The organism is Microbulbifer mixtoriginis (SeqCode) (genome assembly GCF_052466715.1).
In genome coordinates this window covers 1,577,019-1,587,947 of sequence record NZ_CP174288.1, presented here as the reverse complement: position 1 = coordinate 1,587,947, position 10,929 = coordinate 1,577,019, and the positions used below count along the sequence as shown (strand labels likewise).

The window sequence follows — 10,929 nt, the reverse complement described above, 5'->3', positions numbered from 1 at the left end:
TCAACATGACTATTTACCCTCTACAGCCTTGTCTTTTGCAGACTCTTCTTTTCCTTCCGGTACATAGACCAGGCTGCCGTCTGCCATCTGGTAAGCAACGCCAGCGCGCGTGCCCTCTCCGGAACCAATTTCACCGGTGGATTTGTACTGCTTGATTTCTTCCCCATCTTTTACGATGACTTCCATATTGGGCTCACCGGCATTTTTGATGACTGTGACCTTTTCATTGGAAAACACGTTTAGTGGGTTTTGTGCGATAGCGATAAGCAGTGCGGCAATAATCACCAGAAAAACATCAATCAAGTTAACCGCACTCAAAATCGGGTTGAGCTCTTCATCTTCATCCAGGAAGCGCATTAAACAGACTCCTTCAATTTGCGAATGTTAATTAGCTCAGCAGCAAACCAACGCTTCTTTACCGAGGCCGGCCAGAAGGTCAGGGTAGAAATTGCGAGGCCCCAGATCACAGCAGCAAAAGCGATAATCAGGTTTTCACTGATCCCCTGGATATTGCCATCGGCCAAGGCTCGCAACGCCGGCCCCATCGGGATCATGGTGGCGATCAAGCCCAACATGGGGGCAATGCGTGTAGCCATACGCAGCATCTCCAACTTTTTCAGTGCAAAAACTTCCAACTCGTCATCACATGCCAAAGGGTGTCGCACGTAATAGTTGTGCACCTGAAAGCCTGGCAGCTCCTCTTTCCGACCTTGCTTTAAGGCCAAGCTGTAGGTGCCAGCATTGCGGCGTCGCAGCAGCCATAGAGAGATAAAGCGCCCCGTTGCGTAAAGTGCGTAGATAAAAAGAACCAGAATCGCCAGTAATACTGGGGCCATAAACAAATCAGCCACATCGGCCATCAGGTTCTCAATTATCGAAATATTCATTGCAAGTCTCCTCAGCCCAGCACTTTCGTTCTGTTTTAATGGCCGCGGAAACTAACGGAACTCCCTATCAACGTCAAATTTAATCTAATTGATAGTGATTCGCATTTAGCTTTACATTAAGAAAATCATCCCTATAATCCCCCCTCAATCGGCGCCAGTGGTGAGCAACCAACCACTGCCGACCAACAAGAGCAGAAGTACAGAAATTACCTCAAGGACAACACCATGAAACTTCGCCCAATTGCAGCGGCCATACTGGGCCTGGCTTCCGTCGCTAACCTGCATGCCGAAACTTCAGGTTCAGAAGCCAACAGCGACCTGGAACTGATTGTGGTCAGCGGCCGCGCGGAAAAGCCGCTGAAAGATGTCGCAGGAAGTGTTTCTGTTGTCACCAATGAGGACATCGAACAGCTTCAGCTGAACGATATGAATCAGCTGTTCCAATACGAGCCCGGAGTTGAAGTAACCGGCGCCGCCGGCAGTGCACAAAATATCCTGGTACGCGGCATGGGTGGCGACCGGGTACTGATTATCAAAGACGGTATGCGGGTTAACGAAGGCTATGGAGCCAATGGTAAAAATGACATCGTGGGCCGCGGCTTTATTGAAATAGATACCCTGAAACAGGTAGAGGTGGCCAAGGGCGCTGCGTCTTCTTTATACGGTTCTGACGCGCTTGCCGGCATCGTGGTATTCACCACCAAAGATGCCAGCGACTACTTAAAGGACGGAGAGCAATTCGGCGGTGCGATCAAAACCGGATACACCGGTATTACCACTCAATCACACATCTCCCCTACCCTGGCTCTGCGCACCGGCAACTTTGAACAACTACTGCATACCACCTTCCGCGATGGAGAGGAGCAACAAAATTTCGACGAAAGCCAGGCCCCCTTCGAAATTGAGTCAAAGAGCCTGCTTTACAAGGCCAAGTACAACCTTGGTGGTGAGGACTTTGTCAGTTTCAGCATTGATCACTGGAATCAGGAAAGCACCGGCGACAGCGCCGACGGCCTGCTTCACTACTTCCGCGGGCTGGCCGATTACGGCTACAGCGTCGTCAAGGAAAAATCAATCTCCGATAAAGAGGTCCGCGCTTACCAACTGCGTTACCACAGCGAGACTCCCAGTGCAGTCTATGACCAGCTGAATATTAGCCTGTATAAAAACGAATCCGAACAGCAAGATGAGCAGTATGGCCAGCTGGACATCAATGCCCCAATGTTTGGAGTTTTTGAAATCCGTGATATGTGGGAAACTGGCCTTTATAGCCAAGATACTATTGGCTTCCTCTCCAATGCCAGCAAGACTCTGAGCGAGACCCACACGCTGGGATACGGCCTAGACCTGGAAAAAACCGAAAGCCGTCGTACCCTACTCCAGTACCGCGAAGTGGCTGGTACATCCACAATGAATATCCCAACAGAAAAGTTCCCAGAAAATGCAGTCTCCCGTGCGGGATTATTCCTGAACGATGAAATGACTTTTGCCAATGGACAGCTGATTGTAACCCCAGGGGTACGCTACGATTGGTACGAAATGGACCCCAATGGTGCAGAAAAAGCTGACGGTACTCCTTTTGCCACGATTGAGGAGAGCAACCTCTCCTTCAATCTGGGAGCCCTCTACAAAATCAACTCTCGCTTGTCTGCCTTCATCCAATACGGCCAGGGTTTCAAAGTACCAGCCTACGATCTGGCATATATCGAGCACTATAAACAACCAACTTCTACTTATGCTTACGAGGTATTACCGGCTGATGATCTGTCTCCAGAAACCAGCGACTCTTTCGAACTCGGGCTGCGTGGACACCTGGGCCCCATTGCCTTCAGCGCTGCCGCCTTCACTACCGAGTACGATGACTTCCTCCAAACTGAACTCATAGACAGCGAAACTTTCTTCAACAACGATGGCAGTTTCTCGCACGTGTTTGAGCAATACCAATACCAAAACATAGACTCAGTGACGATCAAAGGAGTGGAGCTGAGCGCAAATTGGTACCTATCTCCAGCGTTCGAGCTATTTGCTAATGCCAGCTATCAACGCGGTGAAAACGATACCACCGGCGAATACCTAACCAGTATCAGCCCGCTTTCCGGTGTCGTTGGTGCCAGCTACACAGGCGCACAACTTTCCAGCCAAGTACTAGTGCGCTGGGCAGACCGCATGGAAGATGTCAATGAAGGCGAAACAGGGACTCCAGGCTATGGCTCTGTAGATTGGACTCTGGGCTACCAGCTGATGGAGCAGATGTCTCTCAACCTGGCCGTCAACAACCTGCTCGACAAGGAGTATGTGCCCTACCTAAATGTTGCTGGCTGGGATGAAGACAGTGATATCTACGTAAACTCTGCTCCGGGCCGTACTTTCTCTGCATCCATTAAGTACGATTTCTAAGTTATTAATCCGGCTAATTTGTGGATAGCCGGATTGATACGACGCAAGGAAGCGTCGTCGCTGGTCACGGCCAGCAAAGCCCCTGAAATACAAATCACTCTGCGCTTTTGCGCAATTTCAGAGGCTGAATCAGGTAGGTCACGGACGACCTTTTTTTGACTAGCGGAGAACGCACCCTCCTTTTCTCATACTCTCCTATAAGTCCCTTGCGGCCGCCCCCATGCGGCCTTTTTTTATTCTGCTGCATCAATAGAATATTTATCTGCGGAAAAAATTAACTAAGAGGCTTAATATCAGGCTGACAATAATCATCGAGACAATTGGAAAATAAAAACGAGTGCGGCTAGATTCAATACGAATATCCCCCGGCAACCGGCCAAACCAGTTAAATAGCCAGGGGGCAAAGTGCAGCGCTATACCAACGACTATCAGGACCAATCCAGTAATTATCAACCAGCGTGACATATCTCTCCTCTCACTTTGCTCTATTCAATTGACAAGAAGAATTTGCTTACCCCACTAACCCCCTTGAGCACGCAGGATTAGGCAGCTACCATAAGTGACCAACTGACACTTAGTGAGGCAATGAACGAGAAAGAATTCCTTGCCGCCTACGACAAGGGCAACTTTGAAGCCCCTCTAGTTACCGTAGATGCCGTCTTGTTTACTTATCAAGATAGTCAACTCAAAGTTTTGCTGGTAGAGCGCTCCAATCATCCCGAACAGGGAAAATGGGCGCTGCCGGGAGGTTTCATTTCCGAGAGCGAAGATAAGACCCTAGAGGATACGGTCACCCGAAAGCTCAAAGAGAAAACCGGAGTTGTTCCCCCTTATGTTGAGCAGCTAGCTACCTTTGGTGGCGCCTCCAGAGATCAGCGGGGCTGGTCTGTAACCATTTGTTACACGGCTCTGATCGCTCATCAGGCCTGTGAAAGCGAATTAGAAACCATCTCCGATATCGCCTGGCTGCCTATCGAATAGTTAAGAAAATAAACTTGGCCTTTGACCATCTCAAAATTATTAATAAGGCACATGAGCGTCTTATTCAAAAGGCTCTTTACAGTATTATCCCAGCCTACGCGCTGCCCAGAAAATTCACTCTACCCGAGCTTCAACAGGTGCACGAAGTCATTATCGGCAAGCCTCTACAGAAAAAGTCCTTTCGCAGAAGGATTGAGCAGGCAGATCTTCTGATAGATACCGGTGAAAAACGTACTGAGCGAGGTCGCCCGGCCGCGTTGTACAGTTTGCGTCCAGGTTCAGGGAAACATACTTTTGTGCGGAATCTGGAGCAATAGCCCTGCCCCATTGTCCCTAATTTTATTTAGCAATCACTCTCAAGCAGGTATAAGAAGGATTTTCTAGGTGAATATTGAAACGCTAGACAAGGTAAAAGGCTGTTTCGTCGGACTCGCATGCAGTGATGCTGTGGGCACCACGTTGGAGTTTAAGTACAAAGGGGAATTCACTCCTTTATCAAACATGGAAGGTGGAGGCCCATTTGGATTAAAAAAGGGGCATGGACCGATGATACCTCCATGGCGCTCAGCCTGGCCCACAGTTTACTCCAGAAAAAAGGCTTCAGTGCGACTGATCACATGAATCGTTACTGTAACTGGTACCAGTATGGGTATATGAGCTCTACGGGTGAGTGCTTCGATATTGGTTCAACAGTTTTATCCGCATTAAATCGATATCTGCAAACAGGTGATCCTTTTAGTGGTTCAACATCTACACGCTCGTCAGGTAATGGTTCACTCATGCGCTTAGCGCCTATTCCCATATTTTTTTCTTCAACAGCTTCGGATGCCATTTATTTCGCAGGGAAAAGCTCCAGAACCACTCATGGCTCGGACGAATGCATCGAAAGCTGCCGACTCCTCTGTAATCTTATACTTTCCATATTTATTGGCATCAATAAAAATGAGCTTCTCGCTTCTATCGAACAAACTCCAACTAATGAAAAAGTAAAAACCATTGCCAGTGGGCAATTTCTAGACCAGCACTATGAAGAGTTAACCGGAAGTGGTTACGTTATCGAGCCCCTAATATCGGCGCTTTGGTGTTTTTTCAATACCAGTAGTTTTCGGGAAGCCATTCTTTTGGCAGCCAATATTGGCAACGATGCTGATACAACAGCAGCCATTTGCGGACAAATAGCCGGAGCTTACTATGGAGTTTCTGGAATACCTGAGGAATGGGCCCAGCAAATCTCTTTGTCGGAAGAAATTCACACCTTGGCAGAAGATCTCTATAAGGTTGGGCTATCAGTCGCCAATGAATGGTAAAGCCGGTATAAGCCGGCTCTTGAACGCGATGTAATAAGAAGAGCTCAGATAGCTGTTGCCAGCATCCCCTCCTGTGTGGGCATTTCTGCCAGTAAGCGGACGGCCTCAAAATCCTGGTCGACCAACAGCTGGCCATCGTGAGCTCTTCCATAAAACTATATTATAAGAGTTTTACCAACCATCGTTGCGACGAAAGAACTATGGATCAATAGAAGACCTACAAAAGGATCTAGACGAATGGCTCGTATATTACAGTAATGATCGAACTCATCAGGGTAAAAAGTGTTGTGGTCGCACACCGATAGCAACCTTTGAAGAGGGTAAAAGTATCTGGAAGGAGGAGCTCGTAAACTGAATTTGACCTGACAGAGCACCTTCTGAAAAACCGGTGACTGTCAGATCAAGTCTGAACTACAACAGATTAATAATTTGATATGTTTATTTATCTGTCAATTTTGAGCGTTACCGTTACCGTTACCGTTACCGTTACCGTTACCGCCACGAGGAGGTTCTGAAATTTCAAGTACCGTCCAATTTTTTGCTAGGAGTTGACCTTGTAAAGTTTCATTCTCATTTCTGACGTAGGCAGCGGGCCCAAACCTTAGATGGTCGGGTCCAACTGGATAAGCTATGAGTGCCCCCGTGTTAGCATAGGTGCTTAAAGAAGTGGCCATTTGGTTGTTTATCAATGGCGCATTTCCATTTTGTCCATATCTAGGATCATAACGCCTTCCTTGTTCTGCAGAAAAACGATAGGGCTGAGCATCAGTATTTAGACGATAGCCTTGATCAGCAAGCTCGGCGCTAATTGCACCTCTCAAAGAGGGGTCGTATGTAAGTAGGTTTTGATCACCAATTAATGATAATTGTTTCTGGGCCCCACCATTGGAATAGAGCCTATCATTAACTTCAATAGGTTCTTCAACTGCTATCATCGTGTCGGGAATATTTAAAATTGCAGTTGCAGTATTTTTTGCAGCTGCTCTTATATCCTGAGATTGTGCGCCATGCCTTTCTCCCATTATAAGAAGTGCACACATGTCTCCTTCATGATACATAAGTATCGGAGGTGGCATTTGAAAGTCGGCTCCAGTGTCCGGTATTTGTGCGAAAGCATCGCTCATTGTGGCGACCACATAAATATTGTACTGATCTATTGCACTCCAAATTGCGCGGGCATTAGGTAATTGGCTAAGTTGTGTTACTGGCATCATTAATTCCTATCTTAAAAAATTACAGAGTGTTCAATAAGCTACATTGACATAGCTAACAGAAGTCTAGGGCTAACTAGAAAGGTTTTTTGTCTTTATGTTTCTCCTTTTTGTATACTCTTGGCATTTACTTTGTATCTTAATCCTTAGCTTGATTACATATACATTTATTTCATGGTGAATAGATCAAGCACTGGAGAAGCCGTTAACGATCGGCGTAGAGAAAAAGATTAACCAAGCCCTCTATCCAATCAATCGTCGCCATCTAAATTTCTGGAAATTTTTTCTAGAGAACTATAATTATCTCAATATATAAAAATTTAGTTTCTTGTAAGCGACCTTAAATCACAGCCAAATGGCCGAAATGAAATGGCTGGAAGCGGCCGATAAAAACCGCAAAATCATAATCTGGCTGCATTGCAGCAAGCTCCTTGCTGTATTTTCTCTCCCCGGTCTCTCCAGGAAACCCCAGGAGTTATTGCCCTCTAGTCACTAAAGGTCAAATAGAGCGCTATATTAACTTTTATCACTCTTTTGATGGACCATTTCAAGAGCATACTGATAAGCTTCTCTGACATCGTCTTTTAGTGAGTTGACACCTATACCACTTAATACTTCCTTATAGCTGGTATTGGATGGATTCTGAAGCCACTTCATCATCACACTATTTTTTAACATGATATTGCTAAGCCTTTCATCTCTTAACGAGTCAGATTTTCCTTGTAAAATGTGAATTCCTTGTAGCTCTACCGCGTTTCTCACAATTTGCTTGGAAATATTACTCACATCCGGCTGAAAAGTATTTTTAGTCTGATTACTCATTATCTTCTCCTTGCCCCTTTGTTTGGTCATCCATCTCAAAGCCTGTAGTTGATATATCCGAAAAGGATTTTGTCAATGCATCGTTAACTTCTCGGCAGATAGCCATGATTGACTGCTGTAGTTCTTCACCCAAGTCAACATCAGTGCCTTGACTGCTAATCAGTTTATCCAGCTGCTCTTCAAAATCCGGAGGGAGGTAACTTTCTCTTGTAGGTTTTGTATTAGGCATAAGTTGAAATCCTTAACGCATGAACATCGAAAGCAACAACATCAAGAAACTCTGAATCACAGCCACGATCAACTGTATATGTGCAACGATGATTATCAGCAGGAAGATGAGGTTGAATGGTTGGGTCAACCATTTCTGAAAAGCTTTCCCGGCAACTGTAGAGGTTTGCAAGGCTGTATCCCTTACATGATCGGCTGCACTTTGAACCAAAAAAGAGGAAGACATACGCTTCCCTTCTTTTGCCGCCCCCCCCTCGTCTTTCATAAAATTACAAATCAACTATTTTATTTAGCTGTTTAGTCATCAACAACATACGCTGGTTGCGCGCATTAACTTGATCTTGCAGCGTAGTTTCCACAGCGCTATTGATGGAACGCTGCAAGTAAGCACTAGACATCACATCAATCAGCCTCCCCTTCCCTGCGGAGAGCTCCCTAAGCGTTGGTGTATCATCATCCTTTGCCATCTGTTCATCCTTTCAGACAGTAAATTAGAAGGTATCTTTAAATGTGCGCGCCCCAACTGCCGACATTTGCAGGATTGAATTTGCTGTTGCCTGCATTTGAGTTGCGCCGGTATGGGTAAATTCACGCACTTGTAGTTTAGATAGTGCAGACAAATCGCGCAGACCATCTAGATGAAGGCTAAGTGCTGAAGAAGTTGCCATCTGATCAACCACTTTAGTCGCCAGGCGATCTCGGAAAGTATCTCTCATAACTTGCTCCTTTTATTAAGGGGTAGCGATAAACCGCTACCCCTTGAAGGTCAAAAACCTTACTTACCGCCATCCATGATGTAATTTACGGCCTTTGCACCTGCCGCCGCCATTTGCGTCATAGCATTGGAGGTTGCTTGCATTTGTGTTGCACCTGTGTGAGTAAACTCACGAACCTGCAGCTTGGAGAGCGCAGACAGGTCACGTAGACCATCCAGATTCAGGCTTTGTGCTGAAGAACTGGTTGTCTGGTCAGACACTTTAGGGTCAACACGATCGCGATAAGGGGAAGGTTGAATACCGTCTACAGTATTGGTTTCATCAGACATAATTTTTTCCTTTCAATCAGTTAATTAATCAACCCAGTTATTGGGCTATATCACTGTACGGAAAATCCCAATCACTGATAATCGGGAAACTTTTCTCCATCAGCGATTAGATAGCTGTGCAGTATCTTTCTGCCCTTCCCCTTTACTACCATTACCCAAAATAGCATTTACCGCAGTGGCGCCAGCCGCAGCCATTTGTGTCATGGCATTGGATGTGGCCTGCATCTGGGTAGAACTGGTATGAGTAAATTCACGTACCTGTAATTTGGAAAGTGCAGACAGATCGCGCAATCCATCTAGATTTAGGCTTTTCGCAGCACTTGAAGTGGTTTCATCAGATACTTTGGGGTCGAGCCGATCCCGGTAAGGCGAGGGATCAATTCCTTCCAAGTTGCTATCAGTTTCATCAGACATGTTTTTTCCTTCTCTTAGAGGGTTGCTAGGTATGTAGCCCGATCACTCTAAACCGCGATTTATAACCAGTTAATCGGGAATTGCTTCCTCCTTTTGGCTTAGCGAGACATCGATAGGCTCCAAGATTTAAACCAAGTCAAGGAGCTATCATGAAGTCATTCAATAAAAGTTGGATTTTCCTTCTCTCAGCAATGATCCTCTCAGGAGTCATTATCTATGCCTGCAAGATCCCGAAGAATCGACTCAACAGTATCCTGGCAATAGATACGTTAACTGTCGCCACACGAATGGATGGGGTGGGCTGTTATTATCATCGTGGTCAGCCTGCCGGGCTGGAATGCGATTTACTACAAGCTTATGCAGAGCACCTGGGCGTAAATATTGAATTCAAAAAAGCGTCATCGATTAAAAAAATTTTAACTTTAGTGAAAGAAGGAAACGTAGATATAGCAGCTGCAGATCTTACTCACACCCGCAAACGGGAAAAACAAATAACGTTTAGTCACACATTATTTGAAACACGAGAGGTACTCGTACAGCGCAAAAAAAAAGCTTTAGCAGTATTCAAGGATCTAAAAGGAAAAACACTCACTATTCATCAAGATAGCGCCTATCTTGATGAAATAGAGGAGAAAGCCCTATCTCAAGAAATTCCCCTGACCTATCCCGGAAACGCAAAAAACATGACAGCAATCAGAATTGGTTTTGCGGATAAAGCAGTATCAATTCTTGAACTCATTGATTCCGTTAGCATGGGGGAAATAGATTTCACTATCGCCGATGAACATATCGTGAATGGAAGTAATGGTTACAGAAATAACTTAGATACCTCGCTGGTATTTGGGGAAAATCGAAAGGTTGCTTTTGCTTTAACTAAGGATAATGATACCTCTCTCCTAGACGACCTCAACAGTTGGCTGGAAAGTGCTGAGGCCCAGACAATACTCCAGAAATTTCTGAGCCAACCGAACAAGCTAAGAATAGGCTACCAACAAGAATATATCCTACCCAATAACACGCTAAGCCCCTGGGACAAGCTCTTTAAACGCTATGCAATTGAACCTTTCGATTGGGTATGGCTCGCCGCACAAGCATCTACAGAATCCAACTTTAGGCCTAATGCCATATCCCGCGCCGGGGCACAGGGGCTCATGCAGTTAATGCCTGAAACTGCCAATGAAATGGGAGTAAAGGATAACTTTAACCCGGCACAAAATATCCAAGGTGGCTCCAAGTACAATCTGAATCAATATCAACGTTGGATGAATTTACCGAAACGGGATGCCATGGCCTTTACTTTTGCTTCCTATAACGCAGGTGCAGGACATGTCTTAGATGCCCGCCGACTAGCACTGCAGGATGGGGTGAACCCTAACCAATGGTTCTCAACCAGCAACAGCAAAGGAGTTGAAGATTACATCGTACTCTTGCAAAAAGCAGAGTTCTACAATAGTCCAGAGGTAAAATATGGCTATTGCCGCGGCACGGAAACCCGTCATTATGTGCGCAAAATATTTCAGAGAGAAGCCGCTTATCGATCCCAACTTGAGAGCCTTAAGAAAAACAGTGAAGCAATTCCCGATGATAATACATCACCTCGGAACCACACCATATAAGCTCTGACAATCAGATGAGGA

At 45.7% G+C, this 10,929-nt stretch carries 16 protein-coding genes and 1 pseudogene; 6 read left to right on the top strand and 11 right to left on the bottom strand.

Features of this window, described 5'->3' with window-relative positions:
• Positions 1–9: 9 nt before the first annotated feature.
• Both ACJJH9_RS07240 and ACJJH9_RS07235 read right to left on the bottom strand, forming a co-directional pair.
• On the bottom strand, positions 10–357 hold the full coding sequence (locus ACJJH9_RS07240; RefSeq protein ID WP_444924778.1) for a DUF2149 domain-containing protein: 348 nt from the start codon (positions 355–357) through the stop codon (positions 10–12).
• Positions 357–887, bottom strand: coding sequence for a MotA/TolQ/ExbB proton channel family protein (locus ACJJH9_RS07235; RefSeq protein WP_444924777.1), 531 nt, complete (start codon positions 885–887; stop codon positions 357–359). Before ACJJH9_RS07235 ends, ACJJH9_RS07240 begins: the two co-directional genes overlap by 1 nt.
• A gap of 225 nt (positions 888–1,112) precedes the next feature.
• Here ACJJH9_RS07235 and ACJJH9_RS07230 point away from each other — a divergent pair, with 225 nt between their 5' ends.
• On the top strand, positions 1,113–3,284 hold the full coding sequence (locus tag ACJJH9_RS07230) for a TonB-dependent hemoglobin/transferrin/lactoferrin family receptor (RefSeq protein ID WP_444924776.1): 2,172 nt from the start codon (positions 1,113–1,115) through the stop codon (positions 3,282–3,284).
• Positions 3,285–3,542: 258 nt separating this feature from the next.
• On the opposite strand, the gene ACJJH9_RS07225 is transcribed toward ACJJH9_RS07230, so the two are convergent.
• Positions 3,543–3,749: a DUF2905 domain-containing protein gene (locus ACJJH9_RS07225; RefSeq protein ID WP_252085488.1), complete on the bottom strand. Its 207-nt coding sequence runs from the start codon at positions 3,747–3,749 to the stop codon at positions 3,543–3,545.
• Positions 3,750–3,869: 120 nt separating this feature from the next.
• On the opposite strand from ACJJH9_RS07225, the gene ACJJH9_RS07220 reads away from it, so the two are divergent.
• The 4 genes and pseudogenes from ACJJH9_RS07220 to ACJJH9_RS07205 form a co-directional block, all read left to right on the top strand.
• Complete coding sequence (locus ACJJH9_RS07220) at positions 3,870–4,265, top strand: NUDIX domain-containing protein (protein WP_444924775.1); 396 nt, start codon at positions 3,870–3,872, stop codon at positions 4,263–4,265.
• Between the two features lie 14 nt (positions 4,266–4,279).
• Positions 4,280–4,582, top strand: coding sequence for an NrtR DNA-binding winged helix domain-containing protein (locus ACJJH9_RS07215; protein WP_444924774.1), 303 nt, complete (start codon positions 4,280–4,282; stop codon positions 4,580–4,582).
• 165 nt (positions 4,583–4,747) lie between these two features.
• Positions 4,748–5,572 (top strand): ADP-ribosylglycohydrolase family protein, encoded by an 825-nt coding sequence (locus ACJJH9_RS07210; RefSeq protein ID WP_507021897.1) that lies wholly within the window; start codon positions 4,748–4,750, stop codon positions 5,570–5,572.
• Positions 5,573–5,696: 124 nt separating this feature from the next.
• Positions 5,697–5,927: pseudogene (locus ACJJH9_RS07205) on the top strand (IS481 family transposase); the annotation flags it as partial.
• A gap of 94 nt (positions 5,928–6,021) precedes the next feature.
• Here the strand turns inward: ACJJH9_RS07205 and ACJJH9_RS07200 are convergent.
• The 8 genes from ACJJH9_RS07200 to ACJJH9_RS07165 all read right to left on the bottom strand — a co-directional run bounded on the left by ACJJH9_RS07200 (position 6,022) and on the right by ACJJH9_RS07165 (position 9,292).
• Complete coding sequence (locus ACJJH9_RS07200; protein ID WP_444924772.1) at positions 6,022–6,783, bottom strand: hypothetical protein; 762 nt, start codon at positions 6,781–6,783, stop codon at positions 6,022–6,024.
• A 516-nt stretch (positions 6,784–7,299) separates the two neighbouring features.
• Positions 7,300–7,605 carry a hypothetical protein gene (locus ACJJH9_RS07195; RefSeq protein ID WP_252085484.1) on the bottom strand — a complete coding sequence of 102 codons (306 nt, stop codon included), beginning with the start codon at positions 7,603–7,605 and terminating at the stop codon, positions 7,300–7,302.
• Positions 7,598–7,834: a hypothetical protein gene (locus ACJJH9_RS07190; protein ID WP_444924771.1), complete on the bottom strand. Its 237-nt coding sequence runs from the start codon at positions 7,832–7,834 to the stop codon at positions 7,598–7,600. The genes ACJJH9_RS07195 and ACJJH9_RS07190 overlap by 8 nt, the downstream gene beginning before the upstream one ends.
• Positions 7,835–7,846: 12 nt before the next feature.
• Entirely contained in the window at positions 7,847–8,098 is a 252-nt protein-coding gene (locus ACJJH9_RS07185) for a hypothetical protein (RefSeq protein WP_252085482.1), read from the bottom strand.
• 4 nt (positions 8,099–8,102) lie between these two features.
• Entirely contained in the window at positions 8,103–8,300 is a 198-nt protein-coding gene (locus ACJJH9_RS07180) for a hypothetical protein (RefSeq protein ID WP_152453974.1), read from the bottom strand.
• Positions 8,301–8,324: 24 nt separating this feature from the next.
• A complete protein-coding gene (locus ACJJH9_RS07175; protein WP_444888690.1) occupies positions 8,325–8,549 on the bottom strand; it encodes a hypothetical protein in 225 nt (74 codons plus the stop codon).
• A 59-nt stretch (positions 8,550–8,608) separates the two neighbouring features.
• Positions 8,609–8,878, bottom strand: coding sequence for a hypothetical protein (locus tag ACJJH9_RS07170; protein WP_152453976.1), 270 nt, complete (start codon positions 8,876–8,878; stop codon positions 8,609–8,611).
• 99 nt (positions 8,879–8,977) lie between these two features.
• Complete coding sequence (locus ACJJH9_RS07165; protein WP_252085480.1) at positions 8,978–9,292, bottom strand: hypothetical protein; 315 nt, start codon at positions 9,290–9,292, stop codon at positions 8,978–8,980.
• A gap of 149 nt (positions 9,293–9,441) precedes the next feature.
• Here ACJJH9_RS07165 and ACJJH9_RS07160 point away from each other — a divergent pair, with 149 nt between their 5' ends.
• On the top strand, positions 9,442–10,908 hold the full coding sequence (locus ACJJH9_RS07160) for an MltF family protein (protein ID WP_444924770.1): 1,467 nt from the start codon (positions 9,442–9,444) through the stop codon (positions 10,906–10,908).
• The last annotated feature ends 21 nt before the right edge of the window (positions 10,909–10,929 follow it).